The sequence below is a fragment of the Lysinibacillus sp. 10T31 genome, assembly GCF_056394365.1.
Genome location: NZ_JBFTHS010000011.1, coordinates 50523 through 76674, shown reverse-complemented (window position 1 = coordinate 76674; position 26152 = coordinate 50523). Strand labels below are relative to the sequence as shown.

The 26152-nt window shown below is 39.5% G+C and carries 24 protein-coding genes; 23 read left to right on the top strand and 1 reads right to left on the bottom strand.

The window, feature by feature from the left end:
* Window positions 1-273 precede the first annotated feature (273 nt).
* The 9 genes from AC1DCY_RS08660 (at window position 274) to AC1DCY_RS08620 (ending at window position 12266) form a co-directional block, all read left to right on the top strand.
* Window positions 274-1479, top strand: a complete 1206-nt coding sequence (locus AC1DCY_RS08660; protein WP_477349222.1) for an acetyl-CoA C-acetyltransferase — start codon at window positions 274-276, stop codon at window positions 1477-1479.
* Window positions 1479-2330, top strand: coding sequence for a 3-hydroxybutyryl-CoA dehydrogenase (locus AC1DCY_RS08655; protein ID WP_477349220.1), 852 nt, complete (start codon window positions 1479-1481; stop codon window positions 2328-2330). Before AC1DCY_RS08660 ends, AC1DCY_RS08655 begins: the two co-directional genes overlap by 1 nt.
* A gap of 69 nt (window positions 2331-2399) precedes the next feature.
* Window positions 2400-3536 (top strand): acyl-CoA dehydrogenase, encoded by a 1137-nt coding sequence (locus AC1DCY_RS08650; RefSeq protein ID WP_477349218.1) that lies wholly within the window; start codon window positions 2400-2402, stop codon window positions 3534-3536.
* A gap of 227 nt (window positions 3537-3763) precedes the next feature.
* Window positions 3764-4900, top strand: a complete 1137-nt coding sequence (locus AC1DCY_RS08645; protein WP_477349216.1) for an acyl-CoA dehydrogenase — start codon at window positions 3764-3766, stop codon at window positions 4898-4900.
* Between the two features lie 3 nt (window positions 4901-4903).
* Window positions 4904-5536 (top strand): TetR/AcrR family transcriptional regulator, encoded by a 633-nt coding sequence (locus tag AC1DCY_RS08640; protein ID WP_477349214.1) that lies wholly within the window; start codon window positions 4904-4906, stop codon window positions 5534-5536.
* 330 nt (window positions 5537-5866) lie between these two features.
* Window positions 5867-9115, top strand: coding sequence for a fused isobutyryl-CoA mutase/GTPase IcmF (gene icmF / locus AC1DCY_RS08635; protein ID WP_477349276.1), 3249 nt, complete (start codon window positions 5867-5869; stop codon window positions 9113-9115).
* 149 nt (window positions 9116-9264) lie between these two features.
* Window positions 9265-9426 carry a hypothetical protein gene (locus AC1DCY_RS08630; RefSeq protein ID WP_460012803.1) on the top strand — a complete coding sequence of 54 codons (162 nt, stop codon included), beginning with the start codon at window positions 9265-9267 and terminating at the stop codon, window positions 9424-9426.
* 151 nt (window positions 9427-9577) lie between these two features.
* Window positions 9578-10129 carry a DNA-directed RNA polymerase subunit delta gene (gene rpoE / locus AC1DCY_RS08625; RefSeq protein ID WP_477349212.1) on the top strand — a complete coding sequence of 184 codons (552 nt, stop codon included), beginning with the start codon at window positions 9578-9580 and terminating at the stop codon, window positions 10127-10129.
* A 544-nt stretch (window positions 10130-10673) separates the two neighbouring features.
* Window positions 10674-12266, top strand: a complete 1593-nt coding sequence (locus AC1DCY_RS08620) for a CTP synthase (protein WP_477349210.1) — start codon at window positions 10674-10676, stop codon at window positions 12264-12266.
* A 40-nt stretch (window positions 12267-12306) separates the two neighbouring features.
* Here the strand turns inward: AC1DCY_RS08620 and AC1DCY_RS08615 are convergent, their stop codons facing one another.
* Complete coding sequence (locus AC1DCY_RS08615) at window positions 12307-12837, bottom strand: DUF2529 family protein (RefSeq protein ID WP_477349208.1); 531 nt, start codon at window positions 12835-12837, stop codon at window positions 12307-12309.
* Window positions 12838-12992: 155 nt separating this feature from the next.
* Between AC1DCY_RS08615 and AC1DCY_RS08610 the strand changes: the two genes are divergently transcribed.
* The 14 genes from AC1DCY_RS08610 to AC1DCY_RS08545 all read left to right on the top strand — a co-directional run bounded on the left by AC1DCY_RS08610 (window position 12993) and on the right by AC1DCY_RS08545 (window position 26135).
* Window positions 12993-13349 carry a response regulator gene (locus AC1DCY_RS08610; protein WP_477349206.1) on the top strand — a complete coding sequence of 119 codons (357 nt, stop codon included), beginning with the start codon at window positions 12993-12995 and terminating at the stop codon, window positions 13347-13349.
* Between the two features lie 715 nt (window positions 13350-14064).
* Window positions 14065-14919, top strand: coding sequence for a class II fructose-bisphosphate aldolase (locus tag AC1DCY_RS08605; RefSeq protein WP_477349204.1), 855 nt, complete (start codon window positions 14065-14067; stop codon window positions 14917-14919).
* A 284-nt stretch (window positions 14920-15203) separates the two neighbouring features.
* A complete protein-coding gene (fsa, locus tag AC1DCY_RS08600) occupies window positions 15204-15854 on the top strand; it encodes a fructose-6-phosphate aldolase (protein WP_477349202.1) in 651 nt (216 codons plus the stop codon).
* Between the two features lie 63 nt (window positions 15855-15917).
* On the top strand, window positions 15918-17204 hold the full coding sequence (locus AC1DCY_RS08595; protein WP_477349199.1) for a UDP-N-acetylglucosamine 1-carboxyvinyltransferase: 1287 nt from the start codon (window positions 15918-15920) through the stop codon (window positions 17202-17204).
* 95 nt (window positions 17205-17299) lie between these two features.
* Window positions 17300-18256, top strand: a complete 957-nt coding sequence (gene glpX / locus AC1DCY_RS08590; protein ID WP_053484461.1) for a class II fructose-bisphosphatase — start codon at window positions 17300-17302, stop codon at window positions 18254-18256.
* A 279-nt stretch (window positions 18257-18535) separates the two neighbouring features.
* On the top strand, window positions 18536-19819 hold the full coding sequence (gene rho, locus AC1DCY_RS08585) for a transcription termination factor Rho (RefSeq protein WP_477349197.1): 1284 nt from the start codon (window positions 18536-18538) through the stop codon (window positions 19817-19819).
* A 374-nt stretch (window positions 19820-20193) separates the two neighbouring features.
* Window positions 20194-20397, top strand: coding sequence for a 50S ribosomal protein L31 (rpmE, locus tag AC1DCY_RS08580; RefSeq protein ID WP_010857976.1), 204 nt, complete (start codon window positions 20194-20196; stop codon window positions 20395-20397).
* 165 nt (window positions 20398-20562) lie between these two features.
* Window positions 20563-21135, top strand: coding sequence for a thymidine kinase (locus tag AC1DCY_RS08575; protein ID WP_197139666.1), 573 nt, complete (start codon window positions 20563-20565; stop codon window positions 21133-21135).
* A 224-nt stretch (window positions 21136-21359) separates the two neighbouring features.
* Window positions 21360-21509, top strand: a complete 150-nt coding sequence (locus AC1DCY_RS08570; RefSeq protein ID WP_477349194.1) for a hypothetical protein — start codon at window positions 21360-21362, stop codon at window positions 21507-21509.
* Window positions 21510-21531: 22 nt separating this feature from the next.
* Window positions 21532-22608 (top strand): peptide chain release factor 1, encoded by a 1077-nt coding sequence (gene prfA, locus AC1DCY_RS08565; protein ID WP_477349192.1) that lies wholly within the window; start codon window positions 21532-21534, stop codon window positions 22606-22608.
* Window positions 22595-23455 carry a peptide chain release factor N(5)-glutamine methyltransferase gene (gene prmC / locus AC1DCY_RS08560; RefSeq protein ID WP_477349191.1) on the top strand — a complete coding sequence of 287 codons (861 nt, stop codon included), beginning with the start codon at window positions 22595-22597 and terminating at the stop codon, window positions 23453-23455. Before prfA ends, prmC begins: the two co-directional genes overlap by 14 nt.
* Before the next feature lie 44 nt (window positions 23456-23499).
* Entirely contained in the window at window positions 23500-24099 is a 600-nt protein-coding gene (locus AC1DCY_RS08555) for a stage II sporulation protein R (protein ID WP_477349190.1), read from the top strand.
* A 101-nt stretch (window positions 24100-24200) separates the two neighbouring features.
* On the top strand, window positions 24201-25235 hold the full coding sequence (locus tag AC1DCY_RS08550) for an L-threonylcarbamoyladenylate synthase (protein ID WP_477349189.1): 1035 nt from the start codon (window positions 24201-24203) through the stop codon (window positions 25233-25235).
* A gap of 402 nt (window positions 25236-25637) precedes the next feature.
* Entirely contained in the window at window positions 25638-26135 is a 498-nt protein-coding gene (locus AC1DCY_RS08545; protein WP_477349188.1) for a manganese efflux pump MntP, read from the top strand.
* The last annotated feature ends 17 nt before the right edge of the window (window positions 26136-26152 follow it).

Genomic DNA, 26152 nt, shown 5'->3' with positions numbered 1-26152 from the left:
TTTGTAGAATAAGATTAAATGGAGATGGGAGTTGATCTAACTTCTTTTAGCGGGTATCCAAACACCCGCTGAAAGAAGTTGAAGCCTCCGGCGGATGTCACGGAATCGAAAAGGAGTGCTTTGTGCTTGCACAAAGCCGATTCCAGACGCAATTATGCCGAGGTATAATTGATACTAACTCCCATTTTTCATCGCAAGAGGTCGAGCGAGCGTTCAGTCAACGCAGATGCTCTAATACTTCTTCTAGAACGTAAAACAAAAGGGGTGTTTTACTTGAATAGAGCTGTAATTTTAGCAGGAGCAAGAACTGCATTTGGTAAGTTTGGAGGTTCACTATCAGCATTAAGTGCAAGTGACTTAGGGGCAATCGCCATAAAAGGGGCACTTGAGAAAGCGAATATTTCACCTGATGAAGTGGATGAAGTAATTTTAGGCTCCGTTTTACAAGGGGGACAGGGCCAAATTCCTTCAAGGCAGGCTGCAATCAAAGCAAATTTACCAATAGCGGTAAAAACAGAAACGATTAACAAAGTTTGTGCGTCAGGGATGCGTGCAGTAACACTAGCAGATCAGCTAATTCGATTAGGGGACGAAGAAGTAATTATCGCTGGTGGTATGGAGTCCATGTCCAATGCACCGTATTATCTACAAAATGGTCGAACTGGCTTACGCATGGGCGACTCAACAATGGTGGATGGCATGCTATATGATGGTTTAACATGTGCCTTTAATAAGGCAAGGCCGCATATGGGAAGCTACGGTAATACAACGGCCAAAGAATATTCGTTAAGCCGTGAAGAGCAGGATGCTTGGTCTGTTCGCAGTCATGAACGTGCACTTGCAGCAATTGAAAAAGGTTACTTTGCTGAAGAAATCGTGCCTGTGGAAATTCCGCAACGTAAGGGAGAACCACTTCAAGTCGATACAGACGAGGCACCAAGAGCTGGTACATCAATGGAGGTACTTGCAAAACTCAAACCAGCCTTTGACAAGGATGGAACAATTACAGCAGGTAATGCACCTGGCGTTAACGATGGTGCATGTGCCCTAGTAGTAATGAGTGAGGAACGTGCAACTCGAGAAGGCAGAGAACCACTTGCGGTTATTATCGGTCGTGAAGAGATCGCTATTGAGCCAGAGAACTTCCCGCAAACACCAGGGCTTGTCATTAACAAATTACTGAAAAAGACGGGTAAATCATTAGCTGACATTGATTTGATCGAAATCAATGAAGCATTTGCAGCAGTAGCTCTTGTCAGCAAGCAATTGGCGGATTTAGATGCTGAAAAGGTCAATGTTAACGGTGGTGCAGTTGCACTAGGTCATCCAATCGGAGCATCTGGAGCACGCATTATTTTAACACTTGCTCATGAATTAAAGCGCCGTGGCGGTGGTATCGGAATTGCTGCTATCTGCTCAGGTGGAGGGCAAGGCGATGCGATTATGATTGAAGTACCGAAAACAGGGGGACATGAATGATGGGAATTCAAAAAGTAATGGTCATTGGTGCTGGGCAAATGGGCTCCGGCATTGCACAAGTTTGTGCACAAGCTGGTTATGACGTCAAACTGAACGACATGAAGCAAGAATTCTTCGAACGTGGTTTAGGAGTCATTACGAAAAACCTAACACGTGATGTCGAAAAGGGGCGTAAAACTGAGGATGAGAAGGCGGCCATTCTAGGTCGTATTAATATGTCACTAGATTTACAGGATGCTAGTGACGTAGATATTATCATCGAGGCAGCAGTGGAAAATATGGAAATAAAGCAATCCATCTTTAAGCAAATTGATCAGATTGCACCGGCACATGCCATTTTAGCTACGAATACATCATCTTTACCAATTACGGAAATTGCAGCTGTAACAAATCGTCCAGAGCAAGTAATTGGTATGCACTTTATGAATCCGGTACCTGTTATGAAGCTAGTAGAAATTATTAGAGGGTTAGCTACAAGTGATGAAGTCTACAAAGCAGTTGATGACATGACAGTAAAATTATCGAAAACGCCAGTGGAAGTAAATGACTTCCCAGGTTTTATTTCGAATCGTATTTTATTGCCAATGATTAATGAAGCGATCTACGCACTGTATGAGGGTGTAGCATCGAAAGAAGCTATTGATGATGTGATGAAGCTCGGAATGAATCATCCGATGGGGCCATTAACATTAGCAGACTTTATTGGTCTTGATACATGTCTATCCATCATGGAGATTTTACATGAGGGCTTAGGTGATAGTAAATATAGACCTTGTCCATTGCTTCGTAAATATGTGGCAGCAGGATGGCTAGGTAAAAAATCTGGAAGAGGCTTTTACGTTTATGAATAATCCTATGGGGATGGGATGAATTAAACGAAGTGTAATGCTACGGGACAACATACAGGGGTGACATAATAGATGCATTTACAATTTACAGATGAACAAATAATGATGCGTGATATGGTTCGTAATTTCGCTCAGGATAAAATCGAACCGTGGGTAGAACGTATGGAGGCAGGAGAGTTTCCACGTGAGCTTCTTGCCCAAATGGGAGAATTAGGTTTAATGGGGATCACGACGCCTGAGGAATTAGGCGGCTCAGCGATGGATTTTACATCGTACATAATTGCTATCAATGAACTATCGAAGGTTAGCGCGGTAATGGGAGTTATTTTATCAGTGCATACTTCGGTTGGAACAAATCCCATTATTTATTTCGGCAATGATGAACAGAAGAAACGTTATGTTCCAAAGCTTGCTGCAGGTGAATATTTAGGGGCATTTTGTTTAACAGAGCCTAGCGCTGGTTCTGATGCTGGCTCTTTACAATCCAAAGCGGTGCGAGATGGAGATGAATATGTCATCAACGGCTCCAAAGTGTTTATTACAAACGGTGGAGAAGCGGATGTTTATATTGTCTTTGCCTCAACGAATTCTACTGAAAAAACACGTGGTATTTCAGCATTTATTGTTGAAAAAGGAACACCGGGTTTAATCATAGGTAAAGATGAACATAAAATGGGCTTACACGGCTCACGTACAGTTCAACTAACATTCGACAACTGTCGCATTCCAGCCACAAACCTTCTTGGGGAGGAAGGGGAAGGCTTTAAAATTGCAATGGCCAACTTAGATGTTGGACGTATTGGAATCGCAGCACAAGCTCTAGGCATTGCTGAAGCGGCACTAGAGGCAGCTACTGCCTATGCAAAAGAACGTGTTCAATTTGGAAAGCCTATTGCAGCGCAACAAGGAGTTGGCTTCAAGCTTGCTGATATGGCGACTGCTGTAGAAGCAGCAAAATTATTAGTCTATCGGGCAGCGGATTTACGCACAAAAGGGTTACCGTGTGGAGCTGAGGCCTCGATGGCGAAACTTTTTGCTTCTCGTACGGCAGTGCAAGCAGCGATAGACGCTATACAAATTTTTGGTGGCTATGGCTATACAGAAGACTATCCAGTAGAGCGTTATTTCCGAGATGCAAAAGTGACAGAAATATACGAGGGTACAAGTGAAATTCAAAAGCTAGTCATTAGTAAACATTTACTTAAATAAAGTCTGATGTTATGTTGCAATGTTGATTTTTCAAGGATGATGTTGATTGCTCGAGGAAATCGTTCGGGTTATCTGAAGAAATGATCAGTTCGAGCAATAAAACGCTCGGGTACCTCGAAGAACTGCTCAAGTAACCAAGAGATTTGCTTAGTTTCCGAAGTAATAATCGAAAATTGAAATCAACAATATAGCACTAACAAAGTCTAACAAAAAAGGGGAAATGGACAATGAACTTTCAATTATCAGAAGAGCATGAGCAATTACGCGAAATGATTCGTGATTTTGCTATTAATGAAGTAGCACCAACAGCAGCTGAACGTGACGAGAACGAAGAGTTTGATCGTGCAATTTTCGATAAAATGGCGGAACTAGGCTTAACAGGTATTCCATGGCCAGAAGAATACGGTGGTGCAGGCTTTGATTATCTTGCATATGTCATTGCTGTAGAGGAATTATCACGTGTATGTGCTTCAACAGGGGTAACTTTATCAGCACATACTTCGCTTGCTGGTTGGCCGATCTATAAATTCGGTAATGAAGAACAAAAACAAAAATATCTTCGTCCAATGGCAGAAGGTAAACATATCGGTGCATATGGCTTAACAGAGCCAGGATCAGGATCTGATGCTGGTGGCATGAGAACATATGCAAAACTTGATGGCGATGATTATATTTTAAACGGCTCGAAAATTTTCATTACCAATGGTGGAGTAGCAGATACATATGTTGTATTTGCAGTAACAGATCCAGAGGCTAAGCATGGCACAACTGCTTTTATCGTTGAAGCTGGCTTTGAAGGTTTCTCGGTAGGGAAGAAGGAGAAAAAACTAGGAATTCGTTCATCTCCTACAACTGAAATTATTTTTGATAACTGTCGTGTTCCGAAAGAAAACATGCTTGGAGCTGAGGGAGAAGGCTTCAAAATTGCGATGACAACACTTGATGGAGGACGTAATGGTATTGCGGCACAAGCTGTAGGGATTGCACAAGGCGCATTGGATGCAGCGGTTGAATACGGTAAAGAACGTGTGCAATTTGGCAAACCGATTACTGCCAACCAAGGTGTATCCTTTAAACTAGCGGATATGGCAACTCAAATTGAAGCATCTCGACTGCTTACATACCAAGCAGCTTGGTTGGAATCAAATGGTCTACCTTATGGTAAGGCATCTGCAATGGCAAAATTAATGGCTGGCGATACTGCGATGAATGTAACGACTGAGGCGGTCCAAGTCTTTGGTGGATATGGATATACGAAAGATTATCCAGTTGAGCGCTTCATGCGTGATGCGAAAATCACACAAATTTATGAAGGTACACAAGAGATTCAACGACTTGTTATCTCTCGTATGTTGACAAAATAACGTATGACAGAAAGAGATAAAAGACCCCAAGTACAGTCAACGGTAAAAGATGAAAATCTCATCGCCATTCGTCGAGAACAAATGATAGAGGGAGCCATTAAATTATTTAAAGAAAAAGGTTTTCATCGTGCTACCACGAGAGAAATCGCAAAAGCTGCAGGCTTTAGTATCGGAACATTATATGAGTATATTCGTACTAAGGAAGACGTCCTTTACCTTGTATGTGATAGCATTTATCACCATGCGATGGAGCGACTTTCAAGTTATGAGATTAAGGCAGGAACTATAGAAGAGTTACAGGCAATGATTCGAGAGTATTTCTTGCAAATTGATAGTATGGTTGATGAGCTGACAATCATGTATCAGGAAACTAAATCATTGTCAAAAGAAGCACAGCGCTATGTATTTAGTAAAGAGTTTGAAATGGTTGGTACTTTTGAGCGATTACTACAACGCTGTGTGCAGTCGGGTGAAATAACGATGACGGATAAACAAATTCATTTGGCAGCAAATAACTTAGTCGTTTCTGGACAAAGCTGGGCATTCCGTAAATGGGCGCTCCATCGTCAGCACTCTATTGACGAATTTATTGAAATGCAAATAACATTGTTTATTTCAGGCATAAAGGGGTTCTAATAAGTTCCGTAAAGGGGTTGTCGGTAATTGCATAGAGCGACATTGCAATTACCGACTTTTTTTTTGTATGAAAAGACTCATCTCATAAAGTTTGGGATGATATTTGTTTGATTGAAGTGGAGACTGGGCGACTCCTTGGGGATCAGCGTCACAGATGAGACCCTGGAGCGAGCGGCGCGAGTGAAGCGGCTCATCGGACACCCCCAGGAAGCTCTGCTCTGCGCGAAAGCGAAGCGTCAGCGGCAAAGCGCCCAGTCGGAACGGAAATCAACCACACGTTATGATGATGAGTCGATAAAGAACATTAAGGGGAGAAAGTGGGGATTTCATATGACAAAGGTAGAAGTATATCGTCCAAAAAATCACGTACGTTTTGTAACAGCATCGAGTCTTTTTGATGGACATGATGCTTCGGTTAACATTATGCGACGTATTTTACAATCAAGCGGTGTAGAAGTAATCCATTTAGGACATAACCGCTCCGTGGAAGAAGTCGTAAATGCTGCGATTCAAGAGGATGCACAAGGCATTGCAGTATCTTCTTATCAAGGCGGACATATGGAATACTTTAAATATATGTATGATTTGCTGCGTGAAAAAGGAGCGCCACATATTAAAATTTATGGTGGCGGCGGTGGTGTTATTTTACCACGTGAAATAAAAGAGCTACATGCTTATGGGATTGCAGGGATTTTCTCGCCTGAGGATGGTCGTGTCTTAGGATTACAAGGGATGATTAATGAGAAAATTAAAGGAACTGATTTCCCAACGGCTACAGGTAGCTATCAAGAAAAGTTGGATGCCATAACGACAGAAACACCAGAAATTTTAGCAAATTTAATAACTGCTGCTGAGTCGAATGATGATGAAGAAACGAAAAAGATGCTAGAAGAAGCTCGCAAACGCTCAAAAGGGACACCTGTATTAGGTATTACAGGAACAGGTGGTGCGGGTAAATCTTCCTTAACGGATGAATTAATTCGTCGTTTCCTAAAGGAGTTTCCGGATAAACGCGTAGCTATTCTTTCTGTCGATCCGACGAAGCAAAAAACAGGTGGCGCTTTACTTGGTGACCGAATTCGTATGAATGCGATTTTCAATAATCGAGTATATATGCGTAGTTTAGCAACCCGTGGATCTCGTACAGAGCTTACTGCTTCTATTGGGGACGTGCTAGATGTAGTGCGTGTAGCGGACTATGATTTAATCATTGTAGAAACAAGTGGTATTGGTCAAGGTGATGCGGAAATTACAAAATACACTGATCTATCCATGTACGTGATGACAAGTGAGTTTGGTGCTCCAACACAACTTGAAAAAATTGACATGATTGATTTTGCGGATGTAATCGCCATCAATAAATTTGAACGCAAAGGCTCTGAGGATGCGTTACGTCAAGTGCAGAAGCAATATCAACGTTCACGAGAACTGTGGGATGAATCACTTGATAATATGCCTGTGTACGGTACGATTGCCAGTCAATTTAATGATAAAGGAACGAATGCTTTATTTGCTGTATTAGTAAATATCATTAATACGAAGACGGGAAGTAATTGGGAAACAGGCTATGAGCAATTTTCGAAAACTCAAAAGCAAGATGTTATCATTCCAAACGATCGTCGTTATTATTTACGAGAACTGACAGATACTGTGCGTGGCTATCATAAAAAATCAGAGCAGCAGGTGGAATTTGCTCGTCGTCTATTCCAATTAGAGGGAGCTATTGTAGCGGTTAAGGAAAAAGCGCCAAATGATGCACTTATCGCATCTCTCACTTCTTTAGCGGAAGGTGTTAGAGATGAATTAACGGCTGAGTCTAAACGTATATTAGACAATTGGCATGCTTTAAAAGAAGCGTATGCAGGAGACGAATTTGTCACGAAAGTTCGTGATAAAGAAATTCGAACAATTTTAAAGACAACAAGCCTTTCTGGTACAAAAATTCCTAAAGTTGCTTTGCCGAAATTCGTAGATTATGGTGAAATTTTACGCTGGGTTTATAGAGAAAATGTACCTGGTGAATTCCCATATACAGCGGGGGTATTCCAATTTAAACGTGAAGGGGAAGATCCGAAGCGACAATTCGCTGGTGAAGGAACGCCTGAACGTACGAATAAACGATTCCATTATTTATCGAAGGATGATGATGCAAAACGTTTATCAACAGCATTTGATTCGGTAACGTTATACGGTGAGGATCCAGATTACCGACCAGATATTTATGGGAAAGTTGGAGAATCGGGTGTATCTATTTGTACGCTAGAGGATATGAAGAAGCTTTATGCAGGCTTTGATTTATGTGCACCATCAACTTCAGTATCGATGACAATTAACGGTCCAGCACCGGTTATTTTGGCGATGTTCATGAATACGGCTATTGATCAGCAAGTGAAACTACGTGAGGAAGAACTTGGTAGACCTTTAACAGTTGAAGAATTTACGGAGACACGAGAGAAAACATTACAGGTTGTACGTGGAACTGTGCAAGCAGATATTTTAAAAGAAGACCAAGGGCAAAATACATGTATTTTCTCAACAGAGTTTGCGTTACGAATGATGGGAGATATTCAGCAATACTTTATCGATCATAAAGTTCGTAATTATTACTCAGTATCTATTTCTGGTTACCATATTGCCGAAGCTGGTGCGAACCCAATATCACAATTGGCCTTCACATTAGCAAATGGCTTCACGTATGTGGAATATTATTTAAGTCGAGGAATGAATATTGACGACTTTGCGCCAAATCTATCATTCTTCTTCTCTAACGGACTTGATCCAGAGTACACAGTTATTGGACGTGTAGCCCGTCGTATTTGGGCAGTTGTCATGCGTGATAAGTACGGCGCCAATGAACGAGCACAAAAATTAAAATATCATATCCAAACATCTGGACGCAGTTTGCATGCACAGGAGATTGATTTTAATGATATCCGCACAACGTTACAGGCGTTAATGGCATTACAGGATAACTGTAATTCATTGCATACAAATGCATATGACGAGGCAATCACAACGCCTACGGAAGAATCTGTACGTCGTGCAATGGCTATTCAAATGATTATTACGAAGGAACATGGCTTAGCGAAAAACGAAAATCCATTACAAGGAGCATTTATCGTAGAAGAGTTAACAGATCTTGTAGAAGAGGCGGTACTAGAAGAATTTGATCGTATCAATGATCGTGGTGGCGTGCTAGGTGCAATGGAAACACAATATCAACGTGGTAAGATTCAAGAGGAATCCATGTACTACGAGATGCTAAAGCATTCAGGTGAGTTACCAATCATTGGTGTGAACACATACTTAAATCCGAATCCACCTTCAGAAGATGAAATTAACAATATGGAAATTGCGCGTGCATCGACGGAAGAAAAAGAGACGCAAATTCATAATTTACAAGTCTTCTGGAAGCAACATGAAGGTGAGAACGAAGCGGCCCTTGCTCGTTTACAACAAGTAGCTGTAAACAATGGTAATATTTTCGCGGAGCTTATGGAAACCGTAAAGGTTGCTAGCTTAGGGCAGATCACAAATGCTTTATATGAGGTTGGCGGACAATATCGTCGTAATATGTAATTTGTAAACATGTAAATTTTCTTGTTGTATAACATTTATTCTATTTTGTGCAAAATGTTTGTGAAGTTTTAAGTGTCTAGTCTTAGGATTAGGCACTTCTTTTTATTTCCGTTATAATAGAAATGTAAAAAAAGGGGAGGCGCAGTAGAATGATGAAATCAGCTATTAACTACATCATTATCCTAGCTTTGGTGGTAGGAGTTATTTTCCTGTATGATAAGCAATTTGGCGCTGTTCCTTTACTAATATTATCTGTCTATTTGTTTTACTTAGGGATAAAAAAAATGCGTGATATAAAAAACAGTAATTGAAGCTAGCAAAGAGGATAAAACTTTGTATATAATGGGTATTATGCTTATGATATGGAAAGTTACTTTTGTGCGGCCTTTTTTGCTGCGCTCCGATAATAAAGCTATATGAATTTTAAAACGTCCATTGTGATGAGGGAAAGGAAGTGCACGAATGAATTTTCGTGAAATGACAAAAGAACAATTAACGGAAGAGTCGTTAATTAACTTAGCGTATGCAATTTTAACTGAAAAACGTGCCTCAGTGTCTTATAATGACTTATTAACAATTATTCAAGAGCTTGTGGGTTATAGTGATGAAGAAATGAAAGCTCGCCTACTACAATTTTACACAGATTTAAATGTAGATGGCCGCTTCTTATTTAATCAGGAAACTGGCTGGGGCTTACGTGAATGGTATAAAGTTGAACAGATTGAGGAAGAAACAGCACCTTCTGTTAAAACTCATAAGAAAAAATCTAAAGCTGCCGCTGAAGATGAAGATGATTTAGAGGAAGATCTAGAGGAAGAAGATATTGACTTCGATGAAGATTATGAAGAATTCGTTGAAGATGAAGATGAAGATGAAGAAGATGTAGATGAAGAAGAGGATGAAAAAGAAGATATCGATTTTGATGAAGAAGATATCGAGGACATCGATGAAGAAATCGATGAGGAATTTATTGATGAGGAAGAAGATGAATTTGAAGAAGAGGAAGAAGTTTAACTTATTTCAGCAAACATCGATTATGCCGAGGTATAATCGATGATAATTACTCTTTGAAATTTTCTTTCTTTTATCCTTATAGTAAAAAATCTTGACTTCTATCACGGTTACGTTTAATCTTTTACTTGGGCTCCTTAATTAAAGGAGAAAGACCGTGTATGTAATACGCTTCCCCTGCAAACCTATGCAGGAGGAGCGTTTTTTTATTTTTTTTAACTATATTCAGTCAAGTTCTCCCATGTTTATAGCTACGGAATGAATATAAATGCTCTAAATTATTCATGATGTATAATAATCGGTGACTGAGTATATGTTAGATGAATTTTTTTAAATGAAAGTAGAAAAGAGATAGAAACGATTACAGCTTCGAATCGACTACAATTTTTTGTAGGCATTCTCGGCTTTTCTTATTTTAAGGATAAGAAATATCAATTTTCTTAGGCCGTAGAGACATTTGCACCAATGCTCAAGATTACTTAGCTTAGGACGTGAATGCACTTTTCTTACTAGTAATTTCTAGAACAACATAAGGAGGAATTTTTTCATGACGAAGTATATTTTTGTAACAGGTGGGGTTGTGTCATCACTTGGAAAAGGGATTGTAGCAGCATCTCTAGGTCGTTTATTAAAAAATCGTGGATTAGAAGTAACGATTCAAAAATTTGACCCATATATCAATATTGACCCAGGTACAATGAGTCCTTATCAACATGGTGAGGTTTTCGTAACAGATGATGGCGCAGAAGCTGACTTAGACTTAGGTCACTACGAACGTTTCATTGATATTAACCTAGGAAAACATTCTACAGTAACATCAGGGCGTGTTTATCAGTCTGTATTACAAAAAGAACGCCGCGGTGATTACAACGGTGGAACAGTACAAGTAATTCCTCATATTACAAATGAGATCAAAGATCGTATTCAACGAGCTGGTCGCGAAACAAATGCAGACGTAGTTATTACAGAAGTAGGCGGAACAGTTGGGGATATTGAGTCATTGCCATTCCTTGAAGCAATTCGCCAAATGAAAACGAATTTAGGTCATAACAATGTGATGTATGTTCACTGTACGCTTATTCCTTATATTAAAGCTGCGGGTGAGCTAAAAACAAAACCAACTCAGCATTCTGTAAAAGAATTACGTTCTTTAGGTATTCAACCAAATATTATCGTTGTACGTACAGAGCAAGAAGTGCCTCAGGATATGAAAGAAAAATTAGCTTTATTCTGTGATGTTCAGCCACATGAAATTATTGAATCTCGCGATGCAGAGCATTTATATGAAGTACCTCTAAACCTTCATGCACAAGATATTGATGATATTGTACTTGATCATTTTGGCATTGAAGCACCAGAGGCGGATATGGAAGAATGGCGCGAGCTTGTAGCAAAAGTGAAGAGCTTACCAAATAAACGAAAAGTAGCATTAGTAGGTAAATATGTAGAACTACAAGATGCTTATATTTCTGTTGTAGAGGCATTAAAGCATGCAGGCTATGCATTTAATTCTGATATTGAGATTGACTGGATCAATGCAGAACATGTAGATGCTGACAATGTTGCTTCACTTTTAAAAGGTGCTGACGCTATTTTAGTTCCAGGTGGCTTCGGTGATCGTGGAGTTGAAGGTAAAATTTTAGCGACACAATATGCTCGTGAAAATAATGTACCATTCTTAGGTATTTGCCTAGGTATGCAACTTGCAACAGTGGAATTTGCTCGTAACGTACTTGGTTTACAAGGCGCACATTCTACAGAACTTGATCCAAAAACGGAATATCCTATTATTGATTTCCTACCAGATCAAAACGACACTGTAGACATTGGCGGTACATTACGTTTAGGTTTATATCCATGTAAATTAAAAGAAGGCTCAAAGGCAGGCCAAGCCTATGGTCAAGAGTTAGTTTATGAGCGCCACCGCCATCGTTATGAATTTAACAATGAATATCGTGAAGCGATGGAAGCTGAAGGTCTTGTCTTCTCAGGTACAAGTCCTGACGGTAAATTAGTGGAAATTATCGAGTTACCAGAAAATAATTTCTTCGTAGCATGTCAATTCCACCCTGAGCTAGTATCACGTCCAAACCGTCCACAACCATTGTTCCGTGATTTTATCGGAGCAACATTCAAATAATGAAAAAAGAGTTGTCTCAAGTGCTGAGACAACTCTTCTTTTATAACTCTTCGTCATCAAGAACAAGCATTTCATCATAAGCCATTTTTACTGCTTCATAAACAAAAAGGGCAGCAATAGCATGCGGTACAACTATGCGTTTGCCTAAATCGTTCGGTAATAAACCACCACGCATGCGTGTTGAAATATACGTATACACTAAATCTGCTAATGGGTTTTCGGAATTAGCAACTTCGCTTGCAACTGCTGCAAATGGAACAAACTGATTATTTAACTGCTGTGCTAAGGCTAATGCATCCTCATCGTGTGCACTACGTGTAAAAATGCATACACGATCAGCTTCCGTGATAACTGTATCTTTTGTCCAAGGGACTAACTTAGTAAAACGTTCCACAGCTTGACATGCATTTAATTCGACAACTTGCATTTCACCAAAGCAGGCGAAATAGACATTGCCTTCACCAATACCCGCTTGTGCAAGTAATCGTGCTGTTTCTTCAATAGCTTCCTCTTCATTTTGTGTTATTCTTTGTAATAATCCACTTAATTGTGTTGTTAGAATTTTTGACATGATCCCACCTCAATCAATATTATAGGTATGAAAAGAGCATAAAGCAAAAGCAGATAATTTATAATACTAGAAGGTATTAAGAGGTTAAAGGAGAATAATACATAATATAGGAAGTTTTGTGTAAGGATAATAACTCAGAAAGGGCGGAATGAAATGTGAAACGATTACTAATTGTCGACGATCAACCAGGAATTCGTTTACTTTTAAATGAAGTGTTGAAAAAGGAAGGTTATGTTACATATTTAGCTGCAAATGGCATGGAAGCTCTGAAATATGCTGAAGAGGAAATGGATTGTGTCCTATTAGACATGAAAATTCCAGGGATGGATGGCATAGAAATTTTACAGCGCTTAAAAGAGAAGTGGCCACAACTCCCAGTATTTATGATGACTGCATATGGTGAATTGGACGTCGTACAGCAGGCGTTAGATTTAGGCGCAATTCGATACTTTACTAAGCCTTTCGATATTTTCGAAGTGCGTGATGAAGTTAATAAAACATTAAATGTTTAGATGAACAGGCAGTGGTCAACACCGCCTGTTTTTCATGGCTGTTACAAAATTTGTAGTATTTTTCTACCGTTTCATATTCACTTACTTCCAAATTATATGGCTCATCACCATACGTGAAGTTGATTCCGTCCGACTAGGCGTGTCCGATGAGCCGATGAACACTGCGGTTGAGCACTGTCGCTTCGCTTTCGTGCAGAAAAGAAAACGCTGCCGCTGCGTTACACTTCGCTTTCGCGTAACCTTCGTTCCGTTGCACTGCACTACGGTTGACACTGCCGCTGCGTTGCACTCCGCTTTCGTGCAGAAAAGAAAACGCTGTCGCTGCGTTACACTCCGCTTTCGCGTAACCTTCGTTCCGTTGCACTGCACTACGGTTGACACTGCCGCTCCGTTTCACTTCGCTTTCGTGTAGAAAATAAAAGCCCCTGCTTTTCAGGGGCTGAAACCTTCGTTCCGTTGCACTACACTACGGTTGGCACTGCCGCTGCGTTGCACTCCGCTTTAGTGCAGAAAAGAAAACGCTGCCGCTGCGTTACACTTCGCTTTCGCGTAACCTTCGTTCCGTTGCACTGCACTACGGTTGACACTGCCGCTCCGTTTCACTTCGCTTTCGTGTAGAAAATAAAAGCCCCTGCTTTTCAGGGGCTTTTATTTTTGCTATGATTAAATAGCATATCTATGTAGAAAGAATAGTCCTAAGAGGAGGATTTTTAGTATGGCATTAGTATCTATGAAAGAGATGTTAATTAAAGCAAAAGCAGAAGGTTATGCGGTTGGTCAGTTCAACATCAACAACCTTGAGTGGACTCAAGCAATTTTACAAGCAGCAGAAGAAGAAAAATCTCCAGTTATTCTAGGCGTTTCTGAAGGCGCAGGTAAATATATGGGCGGATTTATCTCTGTTGTACACATGGTAAAAGGTTTAATGGAGTCTTATGGCACTACAGTACCTGTAGCTATTCATCTTGACCATGGTTCAAGCTTTGAAAAATGTAAAGAAGCAATTGATGCAGGATTTACTTCCGTTATGATTGATGCATCTCATCATCCGTTCGAGGAAAATGTTGCGACTACTTCAAAAGTAGTTGAGTACGCTCATGCGAAAGGTGTTTCTGTTGAAGCTGAGCTTGGTACAGTAGGTGGTGACGAGGATGGCGTAATCGGTGGTATTATGTACGCTGATCCAGAGGAATGCCGTAAAATGGTTGAGCTAACAGATATCGATTGCTTAGCACCAGCGCTTGGCTCTGTACATGGTCCTTACAAAGGAGAACCAAATTTAGGATTTAAAGAAATGGAAGAAATCTCTAAATTAGCAGAACTACCATTAGTATTACATGGTGGTACAGGAATTCCAACAAAAGATATCCAACGCTCAATTTCATTAGGTACAGCAAAAATTAACGTCAATACTGAAAATCAAATTGCTGCTACAAAAGTAATCCGTGAAGTTCTTGATAATGATAAAGTTGTTTATGACCCTCGTAAATTCCTTGCTCCAGCACGTGAAGCGATTAAAACAACAGTTATCGGGAAAATTCGTGAATTTGGTAGTGCGCAAAAAGCATAATTTTTGTATCTAAATGCTACAAAATCACAGATGAATACACATAATAAGAGAAGTGTTGATGCTTTTGTCGACCTTCTCTTGTTTTTGAAATAAAAAATTTTTGGCAAAAATTCAAATATAGAGCTCATACCAAAAGTTGGGGATAGCATTTGTGTTAAAACGTATGTAATGTATAATAGTTGATTTCCACACTAAATGAACGGCCCTAGTAAGGCGCTCATTCGGAACGGAAATTAACCCTATGGTATGGTAATGAGACAAAACAGTGATCAGGAGTGAATATTATGAAATTTTTCATTGATACAGCAAACTTTGAAGAGATTAAAGAAGCACACGCATGGGGTATTTTATCAGGTGTTACTACAAACCCATCGTTAGTTGCTAAAGAAGAGAACGTTTCTTTCCATGATCGACTTCGTGAAATCACAGAGCTTGTAGATGGCTCAGTGAGTGGGGAAGTAATTGCTTTAGATGCAGAAGGTATGATTAAAGAGGGCTTAGAATTGGCTGCCATTGCTCCGAATATTACAGTTAAATTGCCAATGACTCCAGCTGGTTTAGAGGCATGTCGCTTCTTTGCAGATAAAGGTATTAAAACGAACGTAACATTAATTTTCAGTGCCAACCAAGCATTAATGGCTGCTCGTGCGGGTGCTACATATGTATCACCATTTATCGGCCGTCTAGATGATATGGGTCAAAACGGTGTAGAACTAATTGAAACGATTGCAGATATTTTCACAATTCATAATATCGATACGCAAATTATCGCTGCATCTATTCGTCATCCACAGCATGTAACAGCAGCAGCACTTGCTGGTGCACATATTGCAACTACTCCTTATAAAGTATTAAAGCAACTTTTCCATCATCCATTAACGGAAAAAGGAATTGAAGGATTTTTAGCGGATTGGAATAAGAGAAAAGGCAAATAATAAGATTATATAGTGAGCCAATTTCAGAAAAAATTACTTTCCAATCATGAGGGAGAACGCAAAATGGATGTTTACAAAATTACAGGCGAAAATCGTCTAGAGGGTACAATAAAAGTTAGTGGTGCAAAAAATAGTGCAGTCGCCTTAATTCCAGCATCAATTTTGGCGAACTCTCCAGTGACAATTGGAGGGATACCAGAAATTTCTGATGCATGGACGTTAAAGGCATTATTAGAGGAAATCGGTGGAGAAGTTTCATTTGAGGATGGCGTAATGACAATTGATCCAACAGATATGATTGCATTACCATTACCAAACGGTAACGTGAAAAAGCTTCGTGCTTCTTATTACTTAATGGGAGCAATGCTTGGACGCTTTAAAAAAGCTGTGATTGGTTTGCCTGGAGGCTGCTTCTTAGGGCCGCGTCCTATTGACCAACATATAAAAGGCTTTGAGGCATTAGGTGCGAAAATCACTAATGAGCATGGAGCAATTTATTTACGTGCTGATGAATTAATTGGCGCAAAAATATATTTAGACGTTGCCAGTGTTGGAGCAACAATTAATATTATGTTAGCTGCTGTCCTCGCGAAGGGACGTACGGTTATTGAAAATGCAGCAAAAGAACCGGAAATTATTGATGTAGCAACTCTTCTTACTAACATGGGAGCTAATATTAAAGGTGCGGGTACAAGTGTTATCCGTATTGAAGGCGTAGAGGAACTTCATGGTACAGAACATACGATTATTCCAGATCGCATTGAAGCTGCTACGTTTATGATTATGGCTGCCGCTTTAGGTGAAGGCATTACAATCGATAATGTTATTCCATTGCATTTAGAGGCGATTACTGCAAAGCTTCGTGAAATGGGAGTAAAAATTGAAATCGGTGAAGAAAGTATTTTTGTGCCAAAAACGGACCTCTCCACATTACAAGCCGTTGATGTGAAAACGTTAGTGTATCCTGGGTTCCCAACAGATATTCAGCAGCCACTTGCTGTTTTAATGTCTCAAGCATTTGGTTCCTCAAAGGTAACAGATACAATCTATACAGCTCGATTTAAGCATATTGATGAACTTCGTCGTATGAATGCCAATGCACGCGTAGAAGGAAATACAGCTATGATTACAGGTCCTAGTAAATTACAAGGTTCAACTGTAACAGCTACAGATCTTCGTGCTGGTGCCGCATTAGTATTAGCAGGCCTTTTAGCTGAAGGCGAAACGGAAATTCATGATATTTATCATATTGAGCGTGGTTATAGCTCACTTATTGAGAAATTACGTGATTTAGGCGCTGATATTCGACGTGAAACAATAATGGCCCGCGTAGCAGAGGCAAAGGAATAATGAGAGCTAAAAGTTTTGAACTAACTATGTTACAATAGAGGTAATTTGAATGTTTCGGCGAAGAAATATGCCGATAACGGGAGGCAAATAAAACAATGGAACGTAGTTTATCGATGGAAGTAGTACGAGTAACAGAGGCAGCAGCAATCGCATCCGGGAAATGGATGGGTCGCGGTTTGAAAATTGAGGCAGATGATGCAGCGACGACAGCGATGCGTGTAATGTTCGATACAATTCCAATGCATGCTACAGTAGTGATTGGTGAAGGCGAAATGGATGAAGCACCAATGCTTTATATTGGTGAAGAGCTTGGCCTACGTAATGGAGGTCCTCAAGTAGATATCGCAGTTGACCCATTAGAAGGTACAAATATTGTAGCGAAGGGTACAAATGGTGCAATGACAGTTCTTGCTATTGCAGATAAAGGTAATCTGTTAAACGCACCTGATATGTACATGGAAAAAATTGCAGTAGGACCAGAAGCAGCAGGTAAGGTAGATATTAACGCTTCTGTTACTTATAATTTATTACAGGTAGCAAAAGCTAAAAATAAAGATATTTCAGACGTAGTAGCTACACTTTTAGATCGACCACGTCACCAAGCAATAGTTGATGAAATCCGAGAAGCTGGGGCACGTATTAAATTTATTCAAGACGGCGACGTTGGAGCAGCTATCAATACTGCTTTTGATGAAACTGGCATTGATATTATGTTTGGTACAGGTGGTGCACCAGAGGGTGTAATTTCAGCTGTTGCATTAAAATGTCTAGGTGGAGACTTCCAAGCGAAGCTAGTGCCAGAAGATGAGGAACAGTTAGAACGTTGCAAAAAAATGGGTGTAGACGTAGATAAAGTTCTTCATTTAGATGACCTAGTTAAAGGTGACGATGCTATTTTTGCAGCGACTGCTGTAACAGATTGCGAGCTTTTAAAAGGTGTTCAGTATAAAGGAGCCTATGCATTAACACATTCAGTTGTTATGCGAGCTAAATCTGGAACTGTACGTTTTGTAGAAGGTCGTCACGCTCTTGATAAAAAACCTAGCTATTAATAAAAATTTCTTCTAAAATATACCTAGTGCATCTTTTTGCGCTAGGTACCTTCTTCTAAATTTTTCAACCATCCCATAGTTTTATAAGGCCATATTATGCTTCATTGTTTTGCATAGTTAATTCAAGTACCTATCGCTCTGATTCAAACTGCTTAATTTCTGACTTACGCATGAAAACGCTGACAGGTACGAATAGATTACAGAGCCTATCGTAAAAAAAACTTCTTTAATAACCCCAAAAACAGCAATTATATTTTGAAAAAGACTGGAGTTGTGCATATGTCTGCATTGACAATCGCTCAATTAGAAAACATGACGTTAAAAGAGCTTTACGCCCTTGCACGCCAATACAAAATTTCATATTATAGCAAGCTAACGAAAAAAGAATTAATATTTGCTATTTTGAAAACACGTTCGGAGCAAGAGGGCTATTTCTTTATGGAAGGTGTACTAGAAATTGTTTCGCAAGAGGGCTTTGGCTTCCTTCGACCAATTAACTATTCTCCAAGTAAAGAAGATATTTATATTTCTGCTTCTCAAATTCGTCGATTTGACCTACGAAATGGGGACAAGGTATCTGGTAAAGTACGTCCACCTAAAGAAAACGAACGCTATTATGGACTACTACAGGTGGATGCTGTTAACGGCGAAGACCCAGAAGTAGCAAAGGAACGTGTGCATTTTCCTGCATTAACGCCTTTATATCCTGACCGACAAATTAAGCTTGAAACAACTCAACGTAATTTATCGACTCGTATTATGGATTTAGTGGCACCTGTAGGCTTTGGGCAACGTGGATTAATCGTTGCACCACCAAAGGCAGGGAAAACTTCATTATTAAAAGAAATCGCGAATTCTATTACAACAAATTATCCGGAGGCGGAGTTAATTGTCTTACTTATTGACGAACGCCCTGAGGAAGTAACTGATATTGAACGTTCAGTGAATGCGGATGTAGTGAGCTCGACTTTCGATGAGGTTCCAGAAAATCATGTGAAAGTTGCAGAAATTGTGTTAGAACGTGCACGCCGCTTAGTTGAGCATAAGCGTGATGTTATTATTTTAATGGACTCTATTACACGATTAGCACGAGCTTATAACTTAGTTATTCCTCCGAGCGGTCGTACGCTTTCAGGTGGTATTGATCCGGCTGCCTTCCATAGACCAAAACGATTCTTCGGTTCTGCCCGTAATATTGAAGAAGGCGGTAGCTTAACAATTTTAGCGACAGCTTTAGTGGATACAGGATCTCGTATGGATGAGGTTATTTATGAGGAATTTAAAGGAACAGGTAATTTAGAGCTTCATCTTGATCGCCAATTAGCAGAGCGTCGTATTTTCCCTGCGCTTGATATCCGCCGTTCAGGTACACGTAAGGAAGAGCTTCTTCTTGAGCCTGAGCAACTTGAAAAACTGTGGGCAATTCGTAAAACATTCTCGGACGCACCTGATTTTGCGGAGCGTTTCATGAAAAAATTACGTACGACAAAATCAAATGAAGAATTCTTTGAAAAATTAAATGAAGATATGAAAAAAGCTACTAAAGGTAAGGGCTTAATTTAAATATGAATCACCGTTGACTATAACAAGTTGATGGTGATTTTTAAATACTGGTATAACATCACCAAAAGTTAATAATAATACTTGTTATATATAAGTTGATAGAGGGAAGCGGGCTACTTCTTGGGGATCAGCGACTCATCGGACGCCATCAGGAAAGAGCCCGGCCGGAACAGTAATCATTATAGTGATACGCCTTAAAATAAATTAAAAATAACTAATTGTTACATTAAAAACCATTGTCAAATGTATATTGTATATGTTAATATTGCAAGGTATGTAACGTGTACATATGTAGCCGACATATTCGGGCTATGTAAGGTACAGTTCGATAATACTCTGTTCCAGATGGTTCAGGGCGAGAGGAGAAAACGAATATGAAACAAGGAATTCATCCAGATTACAAAGAAGCAACAGTAACTTGCTCTTGTGGTAACACTTTCAAAACTGGTTCAGTAAAAGAAAACATCGTTGTCGAGTTCTGCAACGACTGTCACCCATTCTATACTGGCCGTCAAAAATTCGCGTCTGCTGATGGTCGCGTGGATCGTTTCAACAAAAAATACGGTCTTAAAAACTAATGTTAGTTTAATACCTGCCAAGCATGTGCTTGGCAGGTATTTTTTTCAGTATAATCAATTATGCCTCGGCATAAAATTGGAGACTTCTGTAGCTGAAAGAAGTTAAATACGTTGATGCGAGTCTTTCCAGTATCCAGATCGACATGAAGAAAGGGAGAAGACAAAATGGCACAGCTATATTTTAAACACGGTGCAATGAATAGTGGTAAATCCATAGAAATTCTAAAAGTTGCGCATAACTATGAAGAACAACAAAAACCTGTAATGATGTTTACACCAGGCATAGATACGCGAGATGAAGTAGGCTTTATCTCAAGTCGAGTAGGCTTACGTCAACAAGCCATTCCTGTTAATGATGATACAAATATTTTTGAGCTAGTAAAAAACAATGCTGTAAAACCATATTGTGTACTTGTTGATGAAGTGCAATTTCTAAAAAAAGAGCATGTTTTGCAGTTAGCATATATTGTAGATGAGTTAGATATTCCGGTCATGGGCTTCGGTCTAAAAAACGATTTTCAAAATGAGTTATTTGAAGGCAGTCAGTACATGCTTACATATGCAGATAAAATTGAGGAAATGAAAACGATTTGCTGGTTCTGTCATAAAAAAGCGACAATGAATTTGCGTGTTGATGAAAGTAGAAAGCCTGTTTATACAGGTGATCAAATTCAAATTGGCGGGAATGATTCCTACTATCCGGTTTGCCGAAAGTGTCACGCGCATCCACCGCTATAATGTAAACTGATTCAGTTGTTTGAACTAAGAAAAAGTAGCATACATGCGGAAATTTCCTTATACTAAGTAGTGGAAATGAAAAATGTTCAAAAATATTCTTACGCGCTTAGCGTAATTCTAATTTAGAGTTTCTCTTTTTCAGTAAGAGCAAACTTCATAAAAAGGTTCATCATCAAAAGTTATGGATGATTTTTGTTAAAACGTCCACTATGTAAATAAGTTGATTGGAGTGGAGGCTGGGCGACTCCTCGGGGATTAGCGTCACAGATGAGACCCTGCAGCGAGCAAAGCGAGTGAAGCGGCTCATCGGACGCCCCCGGGAAAGCGCCCAGCCGGAACGGAAATCAACCACACGTTTTGGTGATGATCCATAAAAACTAAATAGAGGTGAAATCCATGTTCGATCGATTACAAGCAGTGGAGGATCGTTACGAAAGGTTAACAGAGCTTTTAAGTGACCCCGATATTGTGAATGATAGTAAAAAATTACGTGAATATTCCAAGGAACAATCAGATATCCAGGAAACTGTAGATGCTTATCGTGAATATAAAAGTGTAAAAGAGCAATTAGCTGAAACACGAGATATGCTAGATAGTGAAAAAGATCCTGATATGCACGAGATGGTGAAAGAAGAATTCAACCTACTAAAAGAACAGCAAGAAGAGTTAGAAGAACGTTTACGCATTCTATTAATTCCGAAAGATCCTAATGATAATAAAAACGTTATTATGGAGATTCGTGGAGCAGCTGGTGGAGACGAGGCGAATATTTTCGCGGGAGATTTGTACCGTATGTACTCTCGTTATGCTGAGACACAAGGCTGGAAAATTGACATAATGGAAGCGACGCCAAATGCAATGGGCGGCTATAAAGAAGTTATTTTTATGATTAACGGTCAAGGTGCATATTCAAAATTCAAATTTGAAAATGGTGCGCACCGTGTACAACGTGTACCTGCAACAGAATCTCAAGGGCGTATTCATACATCGACAGCGACAGTAGCTTGCTTACCTGAAGTTGAAGAGGTAGATGTTGAAATCCATGAAAAAGATATCCGAGTGGATACATTTGCATCTTCTGGTGCAGGTGGACAATCGGTAAATACAACGATGTCAGCTGTCCGTATGACTCACTTACCGACAGGTGTTGTTGTATCGATGCAGGATGAACGATCACAAATTAAAAACCGTGAAAAGGCAATGAAAATTCTGCGTGCTCGTGTTGCTGATATGTATTTGCGAGAAGCACAAAAAGAAATAGATGCCACACGTAAATCAGCTGTAGGTTCAGGCGATCGCTCTGAACGTATTCGCACATACAATTATCCACAAAACCGTGTAACAGACCACCGTATTGGTTTAACGATTCAAAAACTAGATCAAATCGTCGAAGGTAGACTAGGCGAAATCATTGATGCGCTTATTTTAGAGGAGCAAGCATCAAAGTTAGAGCGATTAAATGATGACCTATAATAATGTAATGGAGGCCCTTCAATGGGCTTCTTCTTTTTTAGTGGATAATGGTCGTGAGGAAACGGCAGCACGTATTGTTATGCAGCATATACTTGGCACTAGCTATTCAGAAGTAATGTTACACCTTCAAGACGTATTAACAGCTGAACAAAAAGAAAAATTTCAAGAACTCATCGAAGAGCATGCGAGTGGACGACCTGTACAGTACTGCCTAGGTAGTGAAGAATTTTATGGCCGTTCATTTATTGTCGATGAGTCAGTGCTTATTCCTAGACCTGAGACCGAGGAATTAGTGCTTGGAACAATTAATCGTATGAACACAATATTTAATGATCAAGCAGTGAAGCTTGCAGACATCGGAACTGGTAGTGGTGCAATTGCTATTTCTATGAAGCTAGAGTGTCCAGAGCTAACGGTCGTAGCCACTGATTTATCCGAAGCTGCTTTAACTACAGCACAAAACAATGCACAAAGATTAGCGGCGGATATTGATTTTCGACTAGGGGATTTAACGAAGCCTCTGGCAGGTGAGAAATTTGATATCGTTTTATCGAATCCACCGTATATTGCTTTAGATGAGGCGAAAGAGATGTCAAGTACCGTGCTAGAGCATGAACCGCATAGTGCGCTTTTTGCAGAAGAAGACGGACTTATTTTATATAGAAAGTTGGCTGAGCAGCTTCCGCCTCTTATGAATAAACCAGCGCTCATTGGTCTTGAAATCGGTTATACACAAGGGGAGCAGGTCGCTCAATTCTTTAAAAATAGTTTTCCACAGGCTACAATTTCGATAGAAAAAGATATAAATGGTAAGCCTCGAATGATTTTTTGTGAAATTCATGTATAAAGTATCTACTTCTTGCCAACAATGTTGAGCAAGGAGGGATTTTTATGTTAAACGAATACAAGATTATTAGATTACCTAAACGAAATATCTTACTAGCTTTTGCAAGATTAGTATTTATAGCGATTGCTTTACAGTTATGTGTTTTATATATTCCATCATTAGTAGGTTTTGCGAAAGAGTCTATCAATCATGAGCAAGAAAATGATTTTCGTATACGCGTTATTGCTAATAGCAATACGACACAGGATCAGCATGAAAAGGAGCAGCTTGTTAAAAATCTAAAGCCCTATTTTGAGCAAGTGGTAGCTAGTGCTGGAGCTAAAACTGTGGATAACGAGCAAATACTTTCGTTAAAACAAGAAATTGAAGCAGAAATAAAAGAAAATTATCCACAACTGGATACACAAGTTGTACTTGGGGATAACTTATTTCCACCAAAGAGAAAAGACGCTGTACTTTATCCACAAAATTTGTATCATTCGATTGTCGTGAAAATCGGTGATGCACGTGGTGATAACTGGTGGTGTAGCGTATTCCCATCAATTTGTGAGCCTGCTAAAGAAGAAGCGAAAGAAGAAGTAAAAGAAGAGAAGGAACACGTTACATTTTTTATATGGGAATGGATTAAAGGTTTTTTTGAATGAATTGTTCACAAATTCAGACAACTTATGCACAATTTTTAATAAGTTATAAACATTATGTGGATAATTCAGTAAAAACGAATAATTGAAGGAAGGTTTTAATTATGGAAACTGTTTGCAAGATTGTGGACAGTAATGAGAATAGTCAGACAAATTATACACAGGCTGTGGATATCTTAAATGCAGGTGAGGTCGTGGCATTTCCAACAGAAACGGTTTATGGCCTAGGAGCTGTTGCAACAAATGACACGGCAGTCAAAAAGATATTTGAAGCAAAAGGTCGTCCTTCAGACAATCCGTTAATTGTCCACATTGGCACGAAAGAGGAAGTTGAACTTTATATAGAGCATATTTCTGAAGTAGCCAAAAAATGCATGGATTTATTTTGGCCAGGTCCACTGACACTTGTAATGCCTGCAAAGCCAAACGTACTGGCGGACAGTGTGACAGCTGGTCTATCGACTGTCGGCATTCGTATGCCAGATCATCCAGTTGCGCTCGCCTTACTTCAACAATTAAAAAAGCCGCTTGCTGCGCCGAGTGCTAATCGTAGTGGGAAGCCAAGTCCTACAGAAGCAATACATGTTCAGGATGATTTGGGAGGGTACATACCTTATATTTTAAATGGAGGTTCTACTGGAATTGGACTCGAATCCACAGTATTAGATGTTACACACGAACCTCCAGTAATTTTACGTCCGGGCGGAATTACGAAGGAAATGTTAGAGGCTAAGATTGGTCAAGTACTTCAACCTTCAAAAATAGAGCAGAAATTAGAGGCTACTCCAAAAGCCCCTGGTATGAAATATACACACTATGCTCCTAACGCCCCTGTGTTATTAATTGAATGTGATTTGGAGAAAGTCCGTGAAGCTGTACAGCAATTACAAAAACAAGAGCATAAAGTAGCGTTACTTGCACCAGCTAGCTTTGTTGATAGCAAGGCTGATTTTTATTTCTCAGTAGGAGAAGCCGGTAGTAAAGAAGAAATGGGTGCAGCATTATATCATGCCCTAAGAGCATGCGATAAAACAACAGCTACAATTATCTTAGCGACTACTACATCGATTGATGGGGTAGGGGCAGCAATTATGAATCGTCTTGAGAAAGCATCTGGAGGAAAATGGTATACTCGTTAATAAAATACCTACAAAAATAGTATGCTAGAAGTAACTTCTGGCATGCTATTTTTGTATTCAAGATAAAGTGAAACTTTAATATCATCCCCACTGATTATTAGTCTTCACCAATCGGGCTTTTACGGGCAGTGAATCTCTCTGGAAGTGAGGGGGAGTCTTGTACCTGACGCTTTGCTTTCGGTACAGAATAATTACTGCCCGTTAAAGCGGGATAAAAATCTGCTTAGACTTTTATACTTGATCTATAGCTGTAGAAAGCCTAGCAAGTTTTTACTATAAATGAAGGTGATTGTTTATTGTTGTAGTGACTTTTAACACTTAGTTGTAAGGAAAATGTATTATGATAATACTGTATTTTCGAGCATAAAATGATAAAATATTAGAGAGCGAAGGAGTGCTTTCTTGCAGGGAATTCTTGCAGGTATAATAACGTCTGTAGATGTGATTGGCTTATATGTATTAATGCCAAATGTTAGATATCGATTTTTTTTATCAGTTTGGACAGCTGCTTTGCACATGCTTTTCCCGTTATTAGGTTTTGAATTAGGACACTTTTTAGTGCATTTACTCTTAGAGTGGGGACAATGGATTTCAAGTATTTTATTATTTTGCATGGGCTTGTATTTACTATTATTTTCGCGAAAAGATGAAAAGGCTACAATTTCACCAATACTTTTAGCTGTGACTGCAAGCCTAGACGCCTTTTCAGTAAGTGTTTCTTTTGGTATGCTACACTTAGAGGAAGCAGTATTTATTATAAGTGCAGGTGTTAGTGCACTTATTTGTTCTTATGGGTCATTAGTCATTGCCAGTAGAAGTCAAGTCTTGCTCGGGAATAAACTTCAAATAATTACAGGTGTTTTTTTAATCATTATGAGTGTACTAGCTATCCGGCAATAGAAATAGGAGGGTGATAA